At 55.5% G+C, this 24,112-nt stretch carries 19 protein-coding genes; 12 read left to right on the top strand and 7 right to left on the bottom strand.

Going from position 1 to position 24,112, the window contains the following annotated elements; translation table 11 throughout:
- The first annotated feature begins 23 nt into the window (after positions 1-23).
- The 8 genes from crtI (NTU47_13790) to NTU47_13755 are packed head-to-tail and all read left to right on the top strand — an operon-like array spanning position 24 to position 7,501.
- Positions 24-1,499: a phytoene desaturase family protein gene (gene crtI / locus NTU47_13790; GenBank protein MCX6134880.1), complete on the top strand. Its 1,476-nt coding sequence runs from the start codon at positions 24-26 to the stop codon at positions 1,497-1,499.
- Entirely contained in the window at positions 1,489-2,265 is a 777-nt protein-coding gene (locus NTU47_13785) for an alpha/beta fold hydrolase (GenBank protein ID MCX6134879.1), read from the top strand. The genes crtI (NTU47_13790) and NTU47_13785 overlap by 11 nt, the downstream gene beginning before the upstream one ends.
- Complete coding sequence (locus NTU47_13780; GenBank protein MCX6134878.1) at positions 2,219-3,193, top strand: glycosyltransferase; 975 nt, start codon at positions 2,219-2,221, stop codon at positions 3,191-3,193. The genes NTU47_13785 and NTU47_13780 overlap by 47 nt, the downstream gene beginning before the upstream one ends.
- The gene (crtI, locus tag NTU47_13775) at positions 3,190-4,662 is read left to right on the top strand and encodes a phytoene desaturase family protein (GenBank protein MCX6134877.1); all 1,473 of its coding nucleotides are present in this window, start codon (positions 3,190-3,192) and stop codon (positions 4,660-4,662) included. The genes NTU47_13780 and crtI (NTU47_13775) overlap by 4 nt, the downstream gene beginning before the upstream one ends.
- Positions 4,655-5,431: a carotenoid biosynthesis protein gene (locus NTU47_13770; protein MCX6134876.1), complete on the top strand. Its 777-nt coding sequence runs from the start codon at positions 4,655-4,657 to the stop codon at positions 5,429-5,431. Before crtI (NTU47_13775) ends, NTU47_13770 begins: the two co-directional genes overlap by 8 nt.
- Positions 5,421-6,227: a hypothetical protein gene (locus NTU47_13765; GenBank protein MCX6134875.1), complete on the top strand. Its 807-nt coding sequence runs from the start codon at positions 5,421-5,423 to the stop codon at positions 6,225-6,227. The genes NTU47_13770 and NTU47_13765 overlap by 11 nt, the downstream gene beginning before the upstream one ends.
- 12 nt (positions 6,228-6,239) lie before the next feature.
- Entirely contained in the window at positions 6,240-6,848 is a 609-nt protein-coding gene (locus NTU47_13760) for a hypothetical protein (GenBank protein MCX6134874.1), read from the top strand.
- A gap of 20 nt (positions 6,849-6,868) precedes the next feature.
- Positions 6,869-7,501: a flavin reductase family protein gene (locus NTU47_13755; GenBank protein ID MCX6134873.1), complete on the top strand. Its 633-nt coding sequence runs from the start codon at positions 6,869-6,871 to the stop codon at positions 7,499-7,501.
- A gap of 212 nt (positions 7,502-7,713) precedes the next feature.
- Here NTU47_13755 and NTU47_13750 read toward each other — a convergent pair whose 3' ends face one another.
- From NTU47_13750 to NTU47_13740, 3 genes are all read right to left on the bottom strand, one after another.
- Positions 7,714-8,586: a hypothetical protein gene (locus NTU47_13750; protein MCX6134872.1), complete on the bottom strand. Its 873-nt coding sequence runs from the start codon at positions 8,584-8,586 to the stop codon at positions 7,714-7,716.
- A gap of 2 nt (positions 8,587-8,588) precedes the next feature.
- The gene (locus NTU47_13745) at positions 8,589-9,770 is read right to left on the bottom strand and encodes a DUF362 domain-containing protein (GenBank protein MCX6134871.1); all 1,182 of its coding nucleotides are present in this window, start codon (positions 9,768-9,770) and stop codon (positions 8,589-8,591) included.
- A gap of 271 nt (positions 9,771-10,041) precedes the next feature.
- Positions 10,042-12,660, bottom strand: a complete 2,619-nt coding sequence (locus tag NTU47_13740; protein ID MCX6134870.1) for a penicillin acylase family protein — start codon at positions 12,658-12,660, stop codon at positions 10,042-10,044.
- Positions 12,661-12,901: 241 nt separating this feature from the next.
- Here NTU47_13740 and tsaA point away from each other — a divergent pair, with 241 nt between their 5' ends.
- Genes tsaA through NTU47_13725 form a run of 3 tightly spaced genes read left to right on the top strand, consistent with a single transcriptional unit; the run spans position 12,902 to position 16,640 of the window.
- Positions 12,902-13,636 carry a tRNA (N6-threonylcarbamoyladenosine(37)-N6)-methyltransferase TrmO gene (gene tsaA / locus NTU47_13735; GenBank protein MCX6134869.1) on the top strand — a complete coding sequence of 245 codons (735 nt, stop codon included), beginning with the start codon at positions 12,902-12,904 and terminating at the stop codon, positions 13,634-13,636.
- Complete coding sequence (locus NTU47_13730; GenBank protein ID MCX6134868.1) at positions 13,633-15,453, top strand: U32 family peptidase; 1,821 nt, start codon at positions 13,633-13,635, stop codon at positions 15,451-15,453. The genes tsaA and NTU47_13730 overlap by 4 nt, the downstream gene beginning before the upstream one ends.
- 44 nt (positions 15,454-15,497) lie before the next feature.
- Entirely contained in the window at positions 15,498-16,640 is a 1,143-nt protein-coding gene (locus NTU47_13725) for a hypothetical protein (GenBank protein ID MCX6134867.1), read from the top strand.
- Positions 16,641-16,666: 26 nt separating this feature from the next.
- Here NTU47_13725 and NTU47_13720 read toward each other — a convergent pair whose 3' ends face one another.
- Positions 16,667-17,353, bottom strand: coding sequence for a hypothetical protein (locus NTU47_13720; protein MCX6134866.1), 687 nt, complete (start codon positions 17,351-17,353; stop codon positions 16,667-16,669).
- A gap of 322 nt (positions 17,354-17,675) precedes the next feature.
- Here NTU47_13720 and NTU47_13715 point away from each other — a divergent pair, with 322 nt between their 5' ends.
- Positions 17,676-21,680 (top strand): ATP-binding protein, encoded by a 4,005-nt coding sequence (locus NTU47_13715; GenBank protein MCX6134865.1) that lies wholly within the window; start codon positions 17,676-17,678, stop codon positions 21,678-21,680.
- 46 nt (positions 21,681-21,726) lie between these two features.
- On the opposite strand, the gene uppP is transcribed toward NTU47_13715, so the two are convergent.
- From uppP to NTU47_13700, 3 genes are all read right to left on the bottom strand, one after another.
- On the bottom strand, positions 21,727-22,587 hold the full coding sequence (gene uppP, locus NTU47_13710; protein ID MCX6134864.1) for an undecaprenyl-diphosphatase UppP: 861 nt from the start codon (positions 22,585-22,587) through the stop codon (positions 21,727-21,729).
- A 95-nt stretch (positions 22,588-22,682) separates the two neighbouring features.
- The gene (locus NTU47_13705; protein MCX6134863.1) at positions 22,683-23,048 is read right to left on the bottom strand and encodes a response regulator; all 366 of its coding nucleotides are present in this window, start codon (positions 23,046-23,048) and stop codon (positions 22,683-22,685) included.
- A gap of 128 nt (positions 23,049-23,176) precedes the next feature.
- On the bottom strand, positions 23,177-24,007 hold the full coding sequence (locus NTU47_13700) for a hypothetical protein (GenBank protein ID MCX6134862.1): 831 nt from the start codon (positions 24,005-24,007) through the stop codon (positions 23,177-23,179).
- Positions 24,008-24,112 lie beyond the last annotated feature (105 nt).

Below are 24,112 nucleotides of genomic sequence, written 5' to 3'. Positions count from 1 at the left end.
GTCTTGAAATACGGGAGTCCACGATGAAGATCGCAATAATCGGTGCGGGACTTGGCGGACTGAGCACCGCGATTCATCTGCGGCTGGACGGCCATGATGTCACGATCTTCGAGGCGCAGGAGAGTGCCGGGGGCCGCGCCAACCGCCTCGCACGGAATGGTTTCTCGTTCGATACAGGCCCCTCGCTGCTGAACTACCCCTGGGTTTTTGAAGACCTGTTTCGCGCTGCGGGCCGGAAGCTCGAAGATTATGTGACGCTCCTTCCCATCGATCCGTCGATCACATTTCTCTGGCGGGACGGGGAACGATTTACCCTCTCGAGCCAGTTCGACGCCCTGGTCCGCGAAATTGAGCGGATTGAACCGGGATCCGGTCCTGCCCTGACGCGCTTTCTTCGGAATGCCTCTGAACAGTTCCGTGTCTCGTTCGAAGGTCTCGTGACCAACAACGCTGACTCCCCGCTGGGCTGGTTTGGGTCACTGAAATGGCGCGACCTCTCAAAACTCTCGTTGTTCCGCTCGTTCGAAGGTGAGCTGAGGAAGTACTTCAAGAACCCGCGCGTACGACAGGCCCTTGGTTCATACGCCATGTACCTCGGAGGGTCACCGTTCCAACTCCCCGGATTGTTTTCGATTCTCCCGTTCGGCGAACTCGCATACGGACTCTGGCTCCCAAAAGGAGGCATCTATGCGCTCGTCGAAGCCACATGCAAACTCGCAGAAGAAATCGGAGTCGATATCCGGTGCTCAACACCCGTGAAGAAAATCCAGGTGGAGAACGGCCGGGTGACAGGCATTCTCACGCAGGGGGGGGAGTTTCTTCCGTTCGGAACGGTCGTTTCGAATGTCGATGTCCCGACAACCCTCACGCGTCTCCTGGAAAACGAGGAGAAAAACGATTCAGCGGCAAAGAAATGGCGCATGACTCCCGGCGTGATCACGTTCTACTGGGGCGTTCTGGGTGAGATTCCCAATCTCCCCCATCATAGTATTTACCTTCCTAACGACTCACGTTTGGGATTCGCACAGCTCCTGGACACGGGAGAGATGCCGACTGATCTTCCATTCTATGTGAGCGCACCTTCAAAAAGCGATCCGTCGCTCGCTCCCCCGGGCACAACGCTCATCTTCGTTCTTGTGCCGACGCCGGTGCTGAGCCAGATCGGCAGCGTGGATTGGGCTCAAGTTACTCGTGAATCCCGGACAGAGGTCTTCCGGCGGCTGGCGTCACACAACATTCGGCTCAGTGAATCGGACTTTCTCGTCGAGGAAGTGTGGACTCCTGAGGAGTGGCGAAACCGGTTCGGATTGTATGACGGCTCTGCCTTCGGGGCTGCGCACACTCTTTTCCAGATGGGACCCTTCCGGGCGAAGAACTACGCCCCTGACATCAAGGGATTGTATTTCGTCGGCGCGAGCACGACGCCGGGAACAGGTATGCCGATGGTTGTCCTCGGCGGCGCAATGACAGCAGAGAGGATCAAGGCTCATGCTGTCTGAACGGTACGGCTCAGGACCGAAGACCGTTGTCGGCCTCCATGGATGGGCCGGCGATCATCGGACATTTCAACCTCTTCAGCGATTTCGGCCGGACTCGATTTCATTCTGGAGCCTGGACCTGCCGGGCTATCGCCAATCACCGGCGCCACGCGTTTGGACACTTGATGCTGTCGCAGAACAGGTCGCCAACGCTCTGCGCGAACTACATTTAGACAGGTTCACGCTCGTCGGCAATTGCAGCGGCGCTATCGTGGGTCTGCACCTTGCTCGCAGGATGCAGCAGAGCATCGACCGGCTCGTGATGATCGATCCATTCGCCTATATGCCGTGGTACTTCGGACTCTTCCTGCGGGGACAATTCGGCCGACGCGCCTATGACGCAACATTCGCTTCACATCTGGGTCGATCTCTTACAAACAGCGCTCTGCAGCACAAGCGGACAGTCGATTCACATCTCACTTCTTCTTTTGCCGGGGTGAATCACGATACTGTCTACCGTTACCTCCAGATGCTCGATGAGAACAACAACTACCGCCAGTTTGCGGATGTGAACGTCCCCATCACCCTCGTTCAGGGAGAGCGGACCTTCGCCGCAGTGAAACGATCAATCGACCTCTGGACCATGCTTTGGCCTGGAGCAGAGAGGTTCAGGAAATTCGCTCTCGGTCCTGATACCTGCCCGGAACGAAGCCCTGACTATTACAGAATGCGTTCGGAGTGTGCTGCAGCAGGGCCCTGTCGTGCAGGAAGTGCTCGTCTACGATGATGGCTCTGAGGATGGCACAGCGGATATTGTGCGGGCTCTTTCACAATCAGATCAACGGGTGCAGCTCATCAGCGGCTCTCCGCTCCCCGCAGGCTGGTGCGGTAAACCACATGCATGTATGCGGCTCTCAGAACGAGCGCAGGCTCCGTGGATGCTTTTCCTCGACGCCGATGCGCGGCTCAAACCGAACGGAGCGCTCGCACTGGTGGAAACCGCGAGAAAGCGAAGACTCACTTTCCTTTCCGCCTGGCCGGAGTTTGAACTGAACGATTTCGCTGAACGGCTCCTCATGCCGATGCTCAATTTTTTCGTCTTCACACTGTTTCCTTCGCCCGGATCACTGATCTCGAACAATCCCCGGCTCGGACTCGCTCACGGAGCGTGCATCCTTGTCGAACGCGCCGCGTACCGGCGACTCGGCGGTCATTCCTTGGTGCGGCAGGAATTGTTTGAGGACACAGCCCTCGCCCGCAGATGGCGCGAGCTGGGAGAACGAGGACTTGGTCTTGACGGCTCTGAAATCGTCCGCGTTCGTATGTACGACGGCCTGGGCGCGATCTGGCAGGGATTTCAAAAGAATTTCTATCCCGGATTCCGGTCCAAAGCAGTATTCTGGATCTTCCTTTCCCTTCACTTTGCGCTCTACCTACTCCCTTTTCTTGCACTTCCATTTGCCGGGTCGGGACCTGGAGGCGGAGCGGTGCTTGGAGCAGCTCTTCTTGTGCTCGGGATGCGATTGCTGCTCGCGATTCGCTTCGGTGACCCCGTCTGGTCGTTTCTCCTTCATCCGGTCGCCGAATCGTTTCTCCTCGCTGTCGGGATTCGCTCATGGTGGCGCTGGTCGCACGGGGGCGTTGACTGGAAAGGCCGGACTTATTCATCACACATCACACGCGGAGCTGTCACAGAAGGGACTGCAAAACCATGAAACAACGACATGCCATTGTGATCGGAGCAGGATTGGGTGGACTCGCGCTCTCGCTCCGGCTCGCCGCGCAGGGATGGCAGGTGAGGGTGTGCGAACAGGGACCCACACCCGGCGGAAAAATGAACGTGTTCGAGAAGGAGGGCTATCGCTTCGACACCGGCCCTTCACTCGTCACGATGCCGGAGATTTTTGAAGAGCTCTTTGCCGTGGCAGGATCCCGGCTTTCCGATCATGTCACGCTGGAAAGGATTGCACCCCACGCGAATTATGTTTACCCGGACGGAACGAAGTTCGCCCACTCCACCTCCCTTCCGGAATGGCTTTCAACGGTGAGAAATCTCGATCGACGCGACATCGACGGATTCTGGAGATTCCTCGGACTCGGCGCCCGGTTGTACGAGCTTTCGCGTGAAACTTTTCTCTCGAGAAGCCCCTACGAGAAGCCAGAGTTCGCGCAGCTCAAGGCATTACGCCATTTCCCGGTCCGGTACGGATGGGGGAACTACGACCGTACGATGAAGGCCCATTTTCACAGTCCACACTTGCAGCAGCTTTACAACCGATATCCGACATATGTTGGCTCATCCCCGTATCGTGCGCCGGCAACACTTGCGGTTATACCGTACATCGAACACGCATTTGGCGGGTGGTACTTCAAGGGGGGATTGTACATGCTGGTCCGTGCACTTACGGAGCTTCTTCGCAAGCACAACGTGGAGCTCTTTACATCCTCTCAGGTAGTACACATTGAAGAGAGATCGGGCGAGGTCAAAGGAGTGGAACTCTCGGACGGCAGAACCCTCACGGCCGACATCGTCATCATGAACGGCGACGCTTCCACCGCCCCACAATTGCTTGGCCGGGCGAAATCTCTTCCCACACCGCAGCACAAGCGATCGCTTTCCGGTTTGGTGTTCCTCGTCGGATTGAAGAAGAAGCTCCCTGACCTTCACCATCACAACGTCTACTTCTCCTCGGACTACAAGCAGGAGTTCAGCCAGTTGTTCGACGGGCAGCGGTTTCCGGATGACCCGACGGTCTACGTCAACATTCCAAGCCGGACGGACCCGACGGTCGCTCCTGCAAACGGCGAAAGCCTCTTTATCATGGCCAATGCGCCTGCGGTTGAAGGCGCTCGATGGGATAGTGAGGCGACAGAGCAAGCGTGGGCGCGCGTCTATGGTCGGCTTCTTTCCAGCGGCTTCCCGCGCCTCGAAGATCATATCGCATTCCGCGAAGCCTGGACCCCGGCGCGGTTCGCCGAACGCTACGCGATGCCCGGCGGGTCAATTTATGGTTTGGCGTCACACGGATGGAAATCAGCGTTCTTCCGCCCTGCGAACCGTGATCGGAGCGTCAGAGGTCTCTACTACGTGGGCGGCAGCTCGCATCCGGGCGGAGGTACTCCCATGGTGCTTCTTTCGGCAAAGATCACTTGCAGAATGATTGCAGGAGACGGCTATGCGTAGTCGGGCATTGACAGCCCTCGTGGTCTTCTACATCGTGCTCTGGATCGGCGGAGTTGCGACCTACAGCATCAGTTCGGCCCCTTCCCCTGGCGACGGATGGACGGCCGCGGCATTCCTCTGGGTTGCGGCGCTGATTTCGCTGCTCAGTGCAGAGCGAACGCACGCGCTGGTCCTTGGATGCGCGTCTGTTGCCGCTTTCATGGCTGAGGTCCTCGGCGTCGCCACAGGATTGGTATTTGGATCGTATCAATACACCGGCGCCCTCGGGTTCGCTCTCTTCAATGTGCCGATTGCGATCTCTGCCGCGTGGATTATTCTCCTTGCGTATGTCTGGCACTCGACCTCACGGCTCAAGCTTGGCCTCGTGACCCGGGCGATCCTCGGAGCTGCCTGGATGACGTCAATCGATCTCGTGATTGATCCTCTTGCTGCGGGGCCCCTGTCGTACTGGCACTGGCAAGGCGGGGGATGGTACTATGGAATCCCGCTTTCGAATTTCGCCGGCTGGTTCGGTATCAGTCTCGTTCTTCTTCTTTTCCTGCATCAGCGGCCTATGAACAGCGCGTGGGCGAAGAAAAGCGGTTTGAGCGTTATTGTCTTCTTCACGTTCGTCGCCGCCGTAAACGGATTGTGGCTGCCCGCTCTCATCGGCGCAGCGCTGACGATGCTCGACCTAGGGCTCTTTAAAGATGAATGGCTTCACATGGCAACCGATGCACAGTCTCTCGTTTCTCAATTGCAGAGTCGGGGATTGAAGCATGAAGGCTAGAGTTCTCTTTCTGCTCGCTCACCTGTTCATGGCATTGCTGTTCGTCGCTGTTCCGGGGGGAATCGCGGCCGCACAAGCCGACATTCGCACAGCTATTACACAAGCCAAGATTCTGCTTCGCGATGGCAACGCTCTCAACGACAAAGCGATGGTGACCAGAGCGCACGAGATGCTCAAGTCCGCCCATCTGCAATCTCCGGGGAGAGAAACGCTGTATTTCCTCGCGCAGTCGGAGTACGAGCTTGTTCGGCTTGGTGTTGGGGACAAGGAAAGCGGACTGTACGATCGATTTCTCGATCCTGCTCTCGAGAAAGTCGAGTCAATCATGGATGAGCACAAGCAATGGTCGGAAGGCCAGGCGCTGTTTTCGATGGTCCAGGGGTATCGGATCGCCCGGAATCCGCTGAATGCCATCACCGCCGGACCGAGGGCGAAATCCAGCGCCGAGGAAGCCGTCCGGCTCGATTCCGCCAACCCGCGTGCCTGGCTGGTACGCGGCATCGCAAAGCTCAACACGCCGTCGATTTTCGGAGGTGACAAAAACGAGGCCCTTGCCAGTCTCAAACGCTCCATCATGCTCTTCGAAGGTCTGACAGAAGAAGTGTGGAGCCGACCCGACTGGGGATACCTTGACGCACTCGTCTGGGCCGGGTGGGCGTGCGAACAGACCGACAGACCAGCCGAAGCACGAGCGAGCTATCTCAAGGCTCTGTCGGCCGAGCCGCGAGCACAATGGATCCACGAAATGTTTCTCTCCCCTCTGGAGCGGAAGCTTGAGAAAAAGGGGAAGTCTTAACGAAAGGAAAGCATGAAGAATAATCGTACGTTCATGAGCGCGATCGCTTTGCTTTTTCTCTTCGTGGCAGTTCCGGCCGCGGCGCAGAGCTCCATTGCGATGCAATCATTTCAACAGGAGAGAAACACCATCAACAAGAGCGGAATGATTGTCCTCGGTTCCTGGGCGGTGGGGAATATACTTCTGGGCGCCTATGGAAATCAGAAGGCGACCGGTGAAGCTAGGTATGTTCATCAATTCAATGCAATGTGGAACGTCGTCAATCTTGGGATTGCCACCTTCGGATACCTTAATGCGGCAGCATTGGATCCTTCTGCAATGTCGAACCGGGACATTCTGAAAGAGTTCGGCTCACTTCAGAACCTCCTCCTGCTGAATGCCGGACTCGATGCTGCATATATGGCCACTGCACTCTATTTGAAAGAGCGCGCAAAGAGTTCCGAGAACGGAGAGCGGCTGCGGGGATATGGAAACAGTTTGCTGCTTCAAGGAGCGTTCCTGCTGGTGTTCGATACAGCCATGTATTTCATCCATGAGAACAATGCGTCGATCAATCTCTACCCGCAGATCGGAAACCTTATGGGCGGGTCCGTCGGTGTTGGGATGACCTGGAATTTCTGACGCAGAGAGGCAGCTCGGCCATGCACATTCGAACAGACGACATACTGGGGTATGAGAAGCAGTTCAGGGCAAACCTGATCAATTCGGTTTCAGGATTCAAGAGCGCCTCGTTGATCGGCACGATCAACGCCGAAGGAAAAACAAACCTCTCACTCTTCAGCTCGGTGATCCACGTCGGGGCAAATCCTCCGTTGCTCGCGCTCCTTATGCGTCCCCTCCCCGACGAACGGCATACCTATCGCAACATCAGGCGCACCGGTTGTTTCACAGTGAACCATGTCACTGAGGGAATATTTCGAAAAGCTCATCAGACGTCAGCGCGGTATCCCGAAGATGTTTCCGAATTCGACGCCTGTGGACTCACACCGGAGTTTTCAGGAAATCACACGGCCCCTTATGTGAACGAGGCCGCAATCAGGATCGGGGCTGCATATCGGGAGGAACATGAGATCGCGGCAAACGGCACGGTCTTCGTGGTCGGCGAGATCGTCGAGATCATGATCCCCGAAGGCATGGTGGGTGAGGATGGTTATATCGATCTTGAAAAAGCGGGCAGCATTGCCGTGAGCGGCCTGGATGGATACCACAGCACAAATAGAATTGCCCGCCTCTCGTATGCGAAGCCGGGGACTGAGCCGAAAGAACTCCACTGACAGACTTCGCAAACTGCAAAACGGGTCGAACCCCAATACACTAATCCCCACCCGAAACGTGTTGCGATTGCGTTCGGGCGGGGATCTTGTTTCGAAGTGACTTGCCCTCGTGAGATCTTTCCAACCAAATCGAGTCCCGGTATCGACGTCTTCGCCCCCGGCTTCCAGTTCATCGGGCAGACCTCTCCACTGGCGGGCTAAGAGAGAACTTTTTATTGAGCAAGCAGCCGCACGAAGGATTCACGGTCCGGGAAAGAAACCGGGGATTCTACGAGCATGACTTCCACTTCATTCACTCGTCGAATCGTCCGGAGAGTATCCCCGGTTTGCCGGCTCTGAATTGACCCGATCGGCGAATCACCGAAGCCGGAGAGACGGCGGAACTCCGATTCGTCACGTGCGGTAGGAAAACGAATATGAACAATCGTCAAACGGTCGTTTCCCCGTTCGATTGGCAGAAACGTCAAAGAAAATCTGGAAACTCCTTGAAAAAGCGGCTCCCATTCAGAGATTCCATTCTGTATTCCCAGTGTCCCGCATATTACAGTCAGTTTGCTGAGGTTTTTGGCCAGAATTGCAGAATGGAATAATGAAGGCAGCGGGATTGTCTGGGGTTTGATTTTCGCCTTGTAGGATTTGAATATTTCCACGGCCGCACGCTGTGCCGCGGTGGAACCGCTCTCATTGACGATGCTCAGGTAGCAATCGCCGAGAACAGCCTGAAGTTGGTACCGGGATTGGCATGTATATGGAGAAGCGGAGTCGACAGGGATGCATTTAAAGCGCTGGATGGAAAAAATCCCGAACGCCTCGTACGGTCCTGCCATCTGATAGATCTCTGCAACGATCAATTCATTTCTCAGTCTGATTTCCTGCCTGCCGAGCTTCTGGAACTTGTACTCAAGGTACAGCTCCGCTCCCCCGTCAATGTATCCGAAGAGCGCCTTCCCCGAATAGTATTCGGTTTTGACGATGACGCCAGAGGGAAAATCCCGCGGCGTGAGCACAGGCACGTCCTCCGCGAAGCAGATGCCCGCCGCAACTGTGAGAAATCCAACAAGTGTCGTGGAACGCAGGAATGTCATGCTCACGAGAGATTCAGTTTCTGAAGCGTGATCTTTTCGAGGTCAGCAACGCCGAGACCAAGATCACGGGCAAGCTCCATAAATCTTCGACCGTTCGGCGATTCAGCCTTCTGGACTTTTTCCTCGAGCCTTTTTTTCAGGACGATCTCGTATCCGATTCTGTCAACGGCGACGGGGTCGGTGCCGACGAGCACAGTCTTGTACTCCGTGAAGAACTTCGGATCGGCTCCGGGGCCGCCATTGTAGCATCCTTTGATCCCGTCGACGATATTGAGCACAACCTTGTCGCGAACCGGAGCAAATGCCGGCACTTCCGCGCACGTTTCGGCCCAAAGGTCCTTGTGAAGCCTGCCGGTATTTGAAATACATCCGAACGCGAGGTTTTTCAGGGCGAGCGTCACCGTCGGTCCGGCGTTCTTGAGAATCGGGATGTTGATGATTTTCGTGACGTCCTTCGTGCAGATCGTTCCGAAGTACGAGAACTTCCCTTCATTCACCAAATACGGCAAAGTTTCGGCGTCGTACTTTCCGTCGACATCCGCCCAGTAGTACCACGATTCATCAATCATCTGTTTGCCGTACAACACACCCTTGTCGTCCGTATACGACCCCTTTGCATCCTTCCGCTCCGTACCGACGATCCTGATCCCGGGGAAATTCGCCGCCGTGAAACCAACATCTTCGAGCTCAAACTCTCTGCGGTCCCATATGACGATGTTCTTTTTCGGAACGCCCGCCTCTTCCAGCTGACGAATGATCGCGTGTGTAATCTCCAGGCTCGTCGACAGAGTCTTCCCGGCGACGGGATTCACCTTCAACCCAATCACATCTTCGGGGGTCACGAACATTTTCCATGCCGCTGCTGCCGTTGAAGCGCCTGTTAGTTCCATCAGCCCCTTCTGCACCATCGCATCGACCACCTGAAGATCGACCTTGTCGTTCGCTATTGACCGATCATGATATGCCTGCACGACGGCTCCGGGCATTTTTCCGGGCATCGAAGCAGCATTGCGCGGGACTTTCAGCGCATCCTTGATGTTCGTGGATGGTTTTGGGGGAGGTGTCTTCTGCTGAGCCAACAGGCCACCGGGCGTGACTGCCGGAATCGCAGCCGCGATACCTCCTACGGTGACCATTTTGACGAATTCGCGGCGATCGATGTGTCTGGGCTTTTGAGGGTGCATGACAACCTCCATCTATAGAGAGAGTCAATCCGGGCATTCTGCCAGAAAGCGATCCTTGATCATTCGGGCGCGCGGGCAGGCATCGCGCTGAATCGGTTACGGTGCTGAGGGATGCAACTGGCAAGAATCATTGCCTCGGCAAAGCTACTTCAGATTCGCGAGAAAGGCAACGGGTGTGTGACGAACGTCGAGGTTCATCGACATCAGGAAGCAGACATCAACGCTCATTCTTACGACACATCGTTCCGACCTCAGACGACGAGAGAGACCATTATCTGAGCAGAATGAGTTTTTTCGTCTGAGTGTAATTCCCCGCGGTCATTCGTGAATAGTAGACTCCGCTGGGCAAATCAGCAGTCCATCGGACAAGGTACTCGCCCGGTTGCTTGTTCATATTTACCAGCAGGTCAACTTGCTGGCCCAGACCGTTGAAGATCTTTATCTCCACGTGAATGGCTTCGGCTACCTGGTATCGAATCGTCGTGCTCGCATTGAAAGGATTGGGGTAACTGTCCTCCATGTGATGGGCCAGCGGCACCTCGCTCGCCGCCCGAGGAATAGAGGTAGGCGTAGAGCGAACGTAGTATTGGGTTTCCTTGAGTGGGAGTACCGCAGCGAGCGTAAGCGGGGCAGCGTGCATTGAACCTGCCACCCACAAGCCGATCTGGTCATTGAAATGCCGGGAGGCGGGTACCTCGGAATTGCCGGGGGGAATGAACGAGAACGAAGAGTCGATCTGGGCAAAGTTGACTAGCTGGGAATAGCTGTTCCCCAACTGAGACCAGATCGTTTCAACCACACCGCACGTCAGGGGGGGCGACGTAAGGTCGTACGCCGGCCAGAGAGATCCCAACCCCTCCAGGTTCCCCTGATACGGCATCGAATGTGTAAGAGTGAAGGGGCGTGAACCGCTCGCCGCGATTCCGCTATTCCGATAACACTCGCCGAGTTGCGTAACTAGCCATGAGCGCACACTTGTATCGGGCAAGAGTGCGTGTGTGGTATCGTAGTGGGCTTCAAGATCCCGAAAGAGCTGGATGAGGCCCGCACTTGCTCCCAGGTATTTGTTTTCAAGTGGTGTCCCCCTCAAGCTCCTGTTGATCAGCGTAGGGATGCTGGACACCAACAAGTATCCGGCAAAGGAAGTATGCATCTGATAGTCCCAGCCCGAGAGAAGACGCGCCGCGTCTAGAACATCGGGGCTCGTCGGCTTCTCCTCTTTCACGGCCATGAGAGCGAAGAATACAAAATCGCGTGCAATCGGATTGATTGCGTCACGGTGTAACTCGAAAAAATCCCCCGGAGAGAATTGCTTGTCGCCGCCGAGCAGTTCCTTCAATCGCCAGCTGCGGGCGTTGTCTCCGATGCTGCCACCGACGTAGTACGGGAACCACGACCCTATGGGGCAATTGTTCGCGGTGCTGATGAATCCCGCAAGCGGATTGAGCATCCTCGGCATCTGATCAAACGGAATGACTCCCTTCCATTCTTCATCACCGGTCCAACCCCGGAACGGGATCCCTGCTTCATGAGCCCTGAGAGGAAGTCGCGCGAGGGTCTGGTAGGCGATGTTCCCAAACTTGTCGGCGTAAATAAGATGAGCGCCCGGCGATCGGTATTTTGCCATTCCACGTCTGAATGCCGTCCAGCCGTGTGCTGCCATCATTTCCAGCAAGCCCTCCACATCGGTTGCAGGCTCCGCCGTCACGACATAGCGCAGAGCAAACACCTCGTTCCTCTTCAAACCGGTGAAGAACTCATTCACGACCGGGCCGTGCCGGGTGGATTTGACCACGAGTACGATGTTGGCGGCATTCTTCACTTTCACGACTTCACTCCGCTCTTCGAACTTCTCGAACGTGTCCTTCCATTTGTATTCGGTTGTACTCCCTTCCCTCATCTGCTCCTGAAAAAGGTCAGCATTGTCAGATCCGAGAGCTGTGAGCCCCCACCCCACCTGGTCGTTGTACCCGATCAGCATCGCGGGTGAGCCGGGCATGCCGATCCCTCGCACATTGAACCGCCCCCCCTGCAGATGAAACTCGTACCAGGTCGCCGGAGACTCAACGGTGATTTGAGGATCTGACTCGAGAATAGGGAATCCTGTCGTCGATCTCGATCCATCAACGCACCAATTGTGGCTCATGTTTGGTGGCGTCCAGCCTGCGGAGGGGTCGCCGGCTCCTTTCCGGAGTGCGTTCGTTGCAGGCGGTTTCAGGAGGGCAGGAGAGTATCGATTGTACTCCTCACGTGAGACGACGGCAGAAGAATCATCGACGCGCTTTCGCGACTGTTCCAGTTGACGAAGAGCTTGTTCTCTCCCGAGCGTTTTCTCCAGTTCCTCATATCCTCGCAACGCATCCACTTCGCCGGCCCAACCCCCATCGAACCTCTCGGCCATTCGAAGAAGACACGCGATTCCATCGGCTGCCGTCCATTTCTCGGGACGCATCCCGTACTTCTGAAACACCTCCGCCATGTGTTCCGGATGCGTCGCGATGTACGCATTGACTCCGTCAGCATATGCTTGAAGCAGAAGGCGCGTTGTATCTGACAAGAATGGCAGTGATTGCTCCGCGTGGCGGTAGTAACCAAGAGTCCGGATTCTTTTGTCCCGGACGACGAAGCCTGAGCCGAAAAATTCCGCGAGTCGACCCTGAATTGAATATCGGACAAGAACCATCTGCAACAACCGATCTTCAGCCGCAGCAAATCCCGCTCCATAGAAAAGCGACTGCTCGTTCCCAGCGATGATGTGAGGAATCCCCCACTTGTCGCGCACAACCAGGACACTATCCGCTCCGGTAGAAAGTTCTCCTGCGCCTGCGTTCGTAGTAAGAAGGCATGCCAGGGTGAGCAGTAGCGCGGCCGGAATCGCTGGCTTTTTCACGGCAACACCTCCGTCGATTTGTACAATCCGTGTACCACAGTTGTTTTTCACTCTCGCCCAAAGTGAGCACCTCAAAGCTACAGCAGTTCAGACAGAAAGGCAACAAGTCGCTACCCTGAGCAGGAAGCAAGAAACATTGAAATTCCACGACCCGCCAAAGACGACAAATCGACTCTCAGGATCAGAGTAACGAATATGCTGAGGGCTCGATATCCAGACCATTTTCTCTTATCTTGATTGTATGCATCAGCCGACACTCCAGACAAAGCCAATTGGTGTCATTCGTACTCCGTTCAAAACCAAGTACGGGGCGCCCCGACAACCTGCCACGGCGAAGGAGAACACCGTCGGAATCATCACTCTCAACGAGGGCTGCAATTTCGAACAGGCCCTCGAAGATCTCTCGGGCTTCGACTATATCTGGGTGCTCTTCTGGTTCCACAAAAACAAGAATTGGAAACCGAAAGTCCTTCCACCTCACGGAGGCAGGACAAAACGCGGCCTTTTCGCGACCCGCACGCCTCACCGTCCAAATCCCATCGGCTTGTCTCTTTGCAGACTCTTGAGTATCAAGGGACGAACTGTGCGAATTGAGAATCCTGACATGCTTGACGGAACGCCGGTCCTCGACATCAAACCGTACCTTCCACACGCCGAATCGCAACCGGCAGCGCGCGCCGGATGGATTCAAGAATCAAACGAGCAAAGTGCACCCCTTTTCCAGGTCTCGTTCTCACAAGATGTCCGGGACCAGCTTCTCCGGTTGAAGGAGAGCGAAAGCAGCGAACTCACAAGCTACCTGACCGGGATACTATCGCACGATCCACATCCACATGTATATAGAAGGATCAAAATCATCGACGACGGCTCAGCGGTGATTGCAGTGAAGAGGTGGAGATTTCAATATCGAATTGAGGGAAAGGCGGTCCGGATCATCGGTGTTGATCGTGCAGCGGACAAACGGAGGAAATCGTGAGCGCTGTTCGAATACCCCTGGAGCTCCTGGCTCCCGCCCGTGACCTCGAGTGCGGTCGCGCTGCTGTCAATCATGGCGCCGACGCCGTCTACATCGGCGCGCCCAAATTCGGCGCACGTGCCGCCGCCGGCAATACTTTGAGCGATATCGCCGAGCTGATTTCCTATGCCCACAAGTACTGGGCGCGTGTCTATATCACACTCAACACGATCCTGTACGACAACGAGCTCGAAGAAGCCCGCAGTCTCATACAGCAACTCCACGATTGCGGCGCCGACGCCCTCATCATTCAGGACATGGGATTGCTGGAGCTCGGTCTTCCCCCCATCCCTCTCTTCGCCAGCACACAGACCCATAATTACGACGTCGAGAAAATCCGTTTCCTCGAACAGGTGGGCTTGCAGCGTGTCATCCTCGCACGGGAGCTGTCACTCAAGCAAATCCGCGACATCAGGAAAGCCACAACCATTGATCTGGAGTTCTTTGTTCATGGGGCGCTCTGTGTAAGTCTTAGCGGACTCTGCTATTTCAGTCAGGTGGCTCAGGGAAGGAGCGCGAACCGGGGAGAATGCGGGCAGATGTGCCGGCTCCCATACACGTTGACCGACAGCCGCGGGAATGTGCTTGCGGATAACCAGCACGTACTCTCGCTCAAAGACCTCAACTTGTCAGCTTACCTCACTGAGCTTGTGGATGCCGGAGTGACCTCCTTCAAGATCGAAGGCAGACTGAAGGAGGCTTCGTATGTAAAGAACATCACGGCATTCTACCGCTCCAAACTGGACGAAGTCATTGAAGGACGCGGCTCGCTGTCTCGCCAGTCCTCCGGCAAGACGACCTTTTTCTTCGACGCCGATCCGGAAAAAACATTCAGCCGCGGGAGCACAGACTATTTCATCCGTGGTCGCAGGCCCGAAATCGTCTCCCTCCATACACCGAAATCAGTGGGCAAACTCGTTGGGACTATTACATCCGCCGACAAAGGCTCGTTTGTTCTGGAGGCGTCCTGCGATCTGCACAATGGTGACGGTGTCTGTTTCTTCGATCATGATGATGAGCTCATGGGAGTCCGGATTAACAGCGTAAATGGGAACCGGGTAGCCCCAGATTCCATGGAAGGGATTCAACCCGGCGTGGTGTTGTACCGTAACTTCGACCATGAATTCATCCAGCAGCTTAAGTCAGATACGTCGGCGAGAAAGATCGCTGTCAGGCTCTTGTTCGAAGAGAACGAGAAGGGCTTTCAGCTCCGTGCTATCGATGAGGACGGGATTGAAGCCGTAGCGTATCTGGCGCACGCGAAGGAAGAGGCGAGAAACCCTGAAGCGGCAAGACAAACCATACATACTCAGCTTTCCAAACTCGGGGAGACCGATTTCACGGCCGCCGAAGTCATGCTTGCATCGGGTGAAGTCTTCTTTCTTCCGATCGCAGTATTGAACCAGCTGAGAAGAGACTGCATGGGCTCGCTGGTATCGAAACGCGCGGAACAGCGTCCCCGTTTGTCCTTGTCCATCGTGCCCAACGACGTCCCCTATCCCGCTCAGAAGCTCGACTACTCAGCGAATGTCGTCAATGAGAAAGCTGCTCAATTCTACAGTCGTCACGGCGTGAAGGGAATCGAAAAGGGAGTTGAGCTTCAGACCGATGCTTCGGGGAAAGTCCTCATGACGACACGGCACTGCCTCAAGTATCAATTTGATCTGTGCCGCGGAGAACGAGGAAGCGCAGAAGAACTTTTTCTTTCTGACGGAAGAACAAAGTACAAGCTGGAGTTTGATTGCGACAACTGCGTCATGAAAATCATATCACCCTGAATTGCCGACCTCCCGCCACCGTGGGACTTCCCGGAAGGTGCAAAATGACAACGTCACACCGAAGGAATTCACTCTGCTCGTTAAGTGCTCTCAGTTTCGTTCTCATCTTCATTGTCGTTCGATGCCCTGCTCAGCCAGCAGCTGCGAAGGGAACGCCCGGAACGAGCATCAGCATTATCAATCAGCCAATTCTCTATCCTGACAGCCGCCCCTCTGCTCGCCATCTGCTCGCGGCGAAAGATCAAGGGATTGTCTTCAAGCACGGACGCGGCCCCCGAGGTTGCGATTCTCTGGGTGCACGCGACATCTGGGTCTGGCAGCATAAAGGGACATACTATATGCATTACGACGGAGCGGGAGCCCAAGGGTGGCTCGCCTGCCTTGCCACCAGTTCCAATGCAACGGAATGGAAAGCACGGGGGCCCGCCTTGGACTTCGGCGCCGCGGGCCGGAACGACGCAGCCTCAGCCTCTTATGGCGTGACATTCTTCAATGGGAAGAGGTGGCACATGTTCTATCTGGGCACGCCGCACACTTCTCCCCCGCCGGACCTTGTGCCGGCATTTCCGTATCTCACTATGAAAGCCGAAGGCTCCGCTCCTGACGGTCCCTGGAAAAAACGTTACGACATCACACCGTTCAGTCCGAGACCGGAGACTTATTACTCCGCCACCGCCAGTCCCGGACACGTTATCCCGGGCAAGAAAGAATTCCTGATGTTCTTCAGCGCTTCGACGGACAGCCCCATTCTGCGCACTGTCGGAATTGCCCGGACACGAGATCTCGACAAACCTTGGTCGATTGACCTTCAGCCGATTCTCCCGCAGACCGAGCAGATCGAGAATACATCCCTGTTTTACCAGGAACAAACAGGAACGTGGTTCCTTTTCACCAATCATGTCGGATTGAAAAACGGATTGGAATACACGGATGCTATCTGGGTTTACTGGACGAAGGACCCCGAGAAGTGGAATCCGGACGACAAAGCAGTGGTCCTGGACGGATCGAATTGCACCTGGTCAAAAGAGATCATCGGTCTTCCATCGGTGGTCAGAGCGGGGAACCGACTCGCCCTGTTCTACGATGGCTACGCCGGCAAAGGGATACCCGATGGAGCGGCCAGTCACATGCACCGGGATGTCGGTCTTGCGTGGATCGACCTGCCCCTGGTGACGGAGGTGAAGTAAAGCAGGTCACTCGCAGGCAGGAATACTCATTCAGATTTCTTCGTCGGCGGGCGTCTGTTGAAGATCTTCTTCCAGAGGATTGCAGGCGAGTAGAGTACGGTGAAGACAAGGGCATAGACAGGGAATGAATCCAGACCCAGTCCGTAGCAAGCTCCCAAGCCCATTACAAGAAAATGAAGCCGGAGAATTGCCTTGTAGGGACCAAGGTTGGTATTTGCCGCGGTGTCTGACAGAAAAATCGATCGATCACGCCACGCGTTCATCGCCGCAATCGGCCAATAGCGTACGATCGCGATACCCAGAGTTTCCCAGAACGAGAACCAGACCCCTCCCCTCCATGTGAGCTTTCCAATGTAGACCCTGCCCGGATGATCCATCAGCGGCATGAGAAGGTCGAGTATCGATGCGTAGATATAATGGAATGGGCCGAAGTGTATCGAAAAGACAAGAAGCGCTCCAATCAGGCCCATCACTGAGAACGTACGTTCGAGAGTTGTGAGCCCGGGACGCATAGCCCGACGCACTCCGTTCACAGCTACGGCCAGGTATCCGAGACACAGGCTGGAAAGCCAGAGGCTCCAGATCAGATCTTTCGTTGACCAGCCCGACCAGTAGGCGAGAGCAAGCGTTCCGACGAACACGCCGATCTCGGCCAGCATATTTGATTCTGCAGGTGGGTCTTCCAGCGGGACCGGTTGCGGGCTCAGGTTCATAGGTTTTTCTTCAGTTTCGCTGCCTGTTTTCTCTGCGCACCCATTGATTGCTTCCAATCCGGGACCCGCGAACATAGCGAACCTGCGGAGGAAAGTCAATCTTGACGAGAAGAATCAATTCCACCATGCTTGCGGCAGGGCAGGAATACATCCCGTGCAGGCGCATCCCCCGCCAATGGGATCCGCACTCTTGACAGAATCACTCCTCATATGTTTGCCCCTTCGTGTTTCATCTGCAATCCGTCCCAGATCGGGAATTGCGCGCGAGTGATCTTGCATGCCAGACAAAAGATTTGTTTTTTCATTTACTGCTTGTCTCACAATGCGACAATCCATTCTCATCATATTAACCCTTCTGGCGGTCATCCTTCGCGCTCAGGACGCGAACAGTTCCGGCCCAGCCTACGTCTACGAGAGCTGGCGAACAGATAACGGGCTGCCGAACAACGACATACGTTCGGTCCTCCAGACACGCGACGGCTACGTCTGGGTTGCCACGGTCAAAGGACTTGCACGGTTCGACGGCGCGACGTTTCGCTTCTTCAATTCGGTGAACACGCCAGAGATGAGCGGAGATATCATCAGCAATCTCTGTGAAGATAAGGACGGACGGATCTGGTTCGGCGTCGACTTCGGTGGACTTGTTTGGTACAAAGACGGAGTGTTTTCCGTCAAAGATGTTCCCCCCGAATTGCGTTACAGCCTCATTCGCAAAACGTTTCTAGACGACAGAGGTAGATTCTGGGTTGGATCAACCGAAGGACTTTACGTCTCTGACGGAGGGCCACTCACCAAGGTCAAATCATTTCAGGGCGTAGTCAACGACATCTGTCAGGATCGACCGGGGAGAATCTTACTGGCTAGCAGTTCTCTCTACATAGTCACAGATGAAGGCGTGAAGAAGGCGATCCTCGTTGGAGAATCGCCGAAGAGCATCGGAAGGATTGGTATCGGGACCGATGGGACTTTGATGATCGGAGGAGACGAGTTGATCTACAAGGTCACAGTGAATCCGAACAACCTGCGATGGAAGTCAAGAAAGTATGATTACAGACGTCGAGTTACCATGTTTTATGAGGAATCACCCGGCGTCTTCCTCCTCACATCGTACGGATACGGTGTCGAGCGGCTGGAGCGCGGTCTCTTGACACCGGTTCGCGGCCTGGAGAGATTGCAGGGAGCGTTTCTTAACTCGCGCCAGATCGCCGCCGGTCAGGAAAAGGAAATCTGGATAGCCACAGGCGGAGGACTGTTGCGCTTACGGAGGTCCTTCACATGGACAATCGGCAAGGCAGAAGGGATTCCCGACAATCACGTCTGGTCTGTCACACGCGTACGCGACGGTTCGATTTGGGTGGGCACGGAAGCCGGACCAACGGTCAACCTTCAGCACGGAACGGTCCGGACCATTCTGAAAAAAAGGGACGGGATGCCGTCGGAATTGATCACCGCCGTACGGGAGATGTCGGATGGCAGCACATGGTTTGGTGGAAACCCTGGCGGGCTTGTTCGCATGTCGGGACGCACGTACCAGGACCTCAGTCACGAAAGCGGGTATCCGGGCGGTTCTCCCCGCGCGATTCTTGAGGATCACCAACAACGCGTGTGGGTCGGGACAACTAATGGGCTCACTTGTTACGATGGAACCAAATTCACTCAATTCCCAGAATTCACAGCGCAGGCAAATCGGCGGGTGAACTCGATTCAAGAGGATACCAATGGGGATATCTGGGTCTGCGCCGGATCCATTTTCAGAGTTCGGGGGGATTCCCTGCGGGCCTTCAGGGGAGCAGGTACCGCCGGCAAGTTTTCTGCCTGGTCGATGTACGCTGACACCGGCAGGGTTTGGTTTGGATCGTACGGAAGCGGACTTCATCTCATCCAAGGGGACTCGGTGATTAGTTTCGAGCGGTACTCGATGGAACTTGGACCGAATATCCTGAGCATCATGGAAGACGCGAAAGGAAAGCTCTGGATTAACGCCGAGCACGAGCTTCAGTCAATCAGCAAACAGGAGCTTCTGGACGCGGTCGCCGGAAAGAAAACGAGGATCGACCCACGGGTCTACGGACCATTGGACGGACTCAACGACATAGAATTCAACGGCGCCGGAATGCATTCATCCTCGCGCGGCGACGACGGCACAATCCTCTATGCATCGATGAATGGCCTGGTCGTAGTCGCGCCAACACTGGTACCGACGAGTTCCCACGCGCCTCCTGTTCGAATCGAGCACCTGGTCGTCGATGGAAGGGAGGTACCATATGCGGAACCGGTGGAGATACCGGCTGGAACAAAGAGCATTGACATCGGCTTCAGTGCATTGACGTTTGAGTCTATTCCGAAGGTGAAAATGCGCTATCGATTGGATGGAATCGACGAAGACTGGCGCGACCTCCCCTTCCTTCGTCGGAGCATTTCCTTCGCAAACATCGATCACGGCACCTATCGATTCAGGGTCATCGCTGCCAATGCTGAGGGTATCTGGAATCACGAAGGGGCATCTCTCTCATTCACCGTCCTGCCGTATTTCTATGAGACGAAACTGTTCACGCTTCTTTCCTCGCTGCTTGTCATTTCTCTCATCATCGCAGGCTACCGGTGGCGAACGGCGACGCTGCATGCGAGGCAGGAATTTCTCCAGAAGATCGTGTATGAAAAGACAGGAGCATTGAAGGAAGAGATCGAAATTCGCAAGGGGACAGAAGAGGAGCTGCGCATCATCCAGAGCAACCTGGAACAACGGGTTGAAGAGCGGACGATGCAGTTGAGCTCTGCGATGGAGGACCTTCGCAGAAGCCGCGAGCAATACCAGAAAATCGTCGATACCGCGCAGGAAGGCATCTGGATGACAGATGCTGGCAACGTCACGGTCTTTGCAAATCCAAAGATGGCCGAAATCCTCGGTTGCCCGGTTGAGAGCCTGATCGGATCAGACATTCTCGTATTCCTTGACGAATCGAGCAAGGCGGCTCTTGCCGAGACGAGAAAACGTCACCGGGATGGATTGGGAGCCAGGTATGAGCTTGAGTTTATCCGGCCGGATGGTTCGAGAGTCTCGACTGTGATATCCGCAACGCCGATTCTCGATGAGGGCGGGGAATACCAGGGTTCGCTCGCGATGGTCGCGGACGTTTCCGATCAAAAGAAGACTGAGCGGGAACATCGCCGCGTGGAGGAGGAACTGCGTCAGGTACAGAAAATGGAGGCTGTCGGACAGCTCGCAGGGGGGATCGCCCACGACTTCAACAACCTGCTGATTCCGATACTTGGTTACGCAGAAATGCTGCAGAAGGAACTCGCGGCCAAGGAAGTGCCGCTCAAGCGAATCACAACAATCAGGCGGGCAGCGGAAAAAGCGGCGCTCCTGACAAAACAGCTCCTCTCCTTCAGCCGGCGTCAGGTCATGGAGTCGAGAGTCATGAATCTGAACCGGATTATTGCCGATTTTTCCCCCATCCTCCAGAGGACAATCAGGGAGGACGTGGAGATACGCTACGAACTCAGCGATGATCTCTGCAATATGAGAGGAGACGCATCCCAGATCGATCAAATCCTGATCAACCTGCTGGTGAACGCTCAGGACGCAATGGCCGATGGCGGTGTCGTGACCGTCGAGACTACCAACGCCTCGGTGTCGCCGGGTGAAACAGGTGCGTATGGAGCCCTGAAGCCAGGTAACTACGCCGCGCTGGTGGTCACCGACTCAGGCAAGGGAATTCCCGCTGAAGTGGTTGATCACATTTTCGAGCCTTTTTTCACAACGAAAGACAAGAGCAAAGGAACAGGGCTCGGCCTCGCGACTGTTTATGGAATCATCAAGCAGCACAACGGACATATCTGGGTGGACAGCACCGTAGGGGTTGGGACATCCTTCACGATCTATTTCCCGGCCGCTGAGGCATCTCTGCCTGCGAAGAGCGATACCGTTCCCGCGCAAGAAACAATGCTCACGGGAACGGCGACAATCGTCGTCATGGAGGATGATGATCTCGTTCGCCAGTTCGCGCACACGATCCTGGATGAAAGCGGCTACAACGTTCAGGAATTCGCGACGGTGGACAAGTGCCTGAAGTTTTTCAGAGAATCCGGCATCCACGTCGATCTCATGCTGACCGACGTCGTCATGCCGGTGATGAATGGCCGTGAGCTGTACGCGACGCTGGCGCGCGAGTTCCCCGATCTCAAAGTCGTCTACATGTCCGGATACTCCGACGAAGTCATCAGCCACAGCGGAATTCTTGAAGAAGGCGTAGCCCTGATACAGAAGCCGTTCACAGCGGAGACACTGCTGAAGAGGATACAGAAAGCACTTGCCCGTTCGTGACAAGCACTTCGCAGCAGCACGACGGTCGGAGCATCTGACCTGCCACTCACGTCATCAACGCAACAATGAGTACCACGAGCGCCAACACCCACCTGTAGTACACAAACACGTTCGTCGGATGATTCTGGAGAAAGCGGAGAAGATATTTGATGCAGACGTACCCGCTGAGAGCCGCCGCGGCAAAGCCGATGATGAAGAGATTAAAGTCTGAACCCGAAATCGAACCGTCCTGCATCCCCTGGTAGATTTTGTAGAGGCTCTTCATTCCCGCACCCGCAATGATCGGGGCAGACAGCAGAAATGAGAACCGGGCTGCGGTCTCGCGCTCCAACCCCAGGGCCATTCCCGCCGTGATGGTACTTCCGGAACGCGACACGCCCGGAAATATCGCCATCGCCTGAGCCAACCCGATGATGATCGAGTCCCTGAATGTCACCTGATTCATTCTCCGCCGGTGGGCGGCCAGCTTCTCGGCAATAAACAGAAAAGCACCGAGCAATGCGATGAGCACGGCCATGGCAATCATCGCGGTGCTCTGGATGGGACCCTCGGCTGGGTGGAACCAGTGCTCAATCTTCTTTTCGAGCAGCAGTCCGACAAATCCGCCTGGTATTGTCGCAATGACGAGGAACCAGGCAAGCCGCCGATCGATGTCCTCACCGATTCTTCTCTCTGCAATGCTCGAAACCCCTGCCCGGATGATCCGCGCCCAATCCTTTGCGAAGAATGCGAGCAAGGCCGCCAATGTTCCAAGGTGAAGGGCCACATCGAACGTCAGGCTTTCGAGTGCAGGGTCATCCCACCGGAACATCCACGGGATGATGACAAGATGCGCGGAACTTGAGATCGGGATGAATTCTGTGAGGCCTTGAACCACGCCGAGAAGGATCGCTTTCAGGATGAGCATGCTGCTTCCGCGTTGTGCACGTTCTGGTTAGGTTTTCTGTTTTGAACAAGGATTGCCGGAACAGAGACCCTTCGAGGAGAAAACTCAAGGGGTCTTCAGTGCTTCAGCCTCGTCGTGACAACGGCGAGCAGCTTGGAGAAGGAAAACGGTTTCTCGATGAACTCTTCGGCCCCGAGCTTTCTCCCAAGCCTCCCTGCCATTGCGTCCGAGCTCCCGGTCAGGAAAACGAACGGAAGGTCCCTGGTCTGATCATCGGCTTTCAGTGCCTGGAGTGTCTGGAATCCGTTGAGTCCGGGCATATCGATATCGCAAATAATCAGGTCGGGCGAAAGGTCCTTCGCCATTTCGATTCCGGATGCGCCATCCGCCGCCGCAACAACAGTGTAGCCGGCACTTCTGAGCGATTTCTGGAGACCCAGGCGTTGTGCTTCGTCGTCTTCGATGATAAGGATCGTCGCCATCTGGCTCCTCCTCAGCTTTGGAACTCTGATAGTACAGACCCCGTGAGACATTCATGGCTGCCGCGAACAGCAATGCTGACCTCAACCACGCTCCAAAGCTACGCTAGTCGCCTCTGAAAGGCAACACGTTAGTGCAACAACTCCGGAGGTGGAGCGGGTTTCCAGACTATGAGCGTGTCGAGGCGTGGTTTGTAGAAGGCCTCAAAACGAGGCGAAATCCACTTGAACGGAACTATCCATTCCTGACCGCGCTGTCTCAGCTCACCATAGACACGTTCTTGTGCCGGTATGGTATCAACCGTGCGCTCGCGGCGCTGGAAATCCCTGGAGGTACCGATGGGCACTCCTTCCACCGCTGCTGATCTCCACACGCGTGCCAGCTCTGGTGGCAGATCTCTTTGGTATTCGCGAAGAGACGCGACATGACCATCCTGTCCGAACTCTGTCCAGGTCCCGACACTCCGACCCGCTTCGTACTCTCGCGCGTATTTGCTTCGCCCGTTGCGATACCACGCCTGCCAAAGTCCCTGGCGCTTTCCCCCTCTGAATTCCCCCTCCTCCCGCATCTCGCCTGTGTCGGGCCAGTACACGACATGCCTTCCCTCCAGCTCTCCCGATTCATTGCAAGTGTGTACTTCGAGCGTGTCGCCGTTTGGCATCCACGCCACGCTCCTTCCGGTGACTCTTCCCCGGGGACCGTACGTTTTCTCGAACCGCTTTCCTCCGTAGAGATACCATTCCTCCCACACACCAACGCTGTCGCCATTCTTGAATTCGCCGGCAGCCTGCCGGGCACCCGTCGGATAGAATGACTCGTACTTTCCATCCTTGATCGTCCGGTACGGTCCGATCATACGTTCGTACCACCTGATTTTTATCTGGCCGTTGGGATACGACGAAGTTTTCTCCTCCCGCCAACTGCATCCGGCGAGAACGAGGACAATAAAAAAATATACCAAGGATTTGTTTGTGTTTCGATTCATAGGTGGCGCTGAAGAAAACCCGATCGTTACCGACGTCCCGTGTGCTGTATCAGAAGTTAACATAGCGAAACAAGAGAACTG

The sequence above is a fragment of the Ignavibacteriales bacterium genome (genome assembly GCA_026390595.1).
Lineage (GTDB): Bacteria > Bacteroidota > Ignavibacteria > UBA10030 > UBA10030 > UBA9647.
Note: the sequence above shows the minus strand (reverse complement) of the source record. Positions and strands in the feature narration are given on the sequence as shown.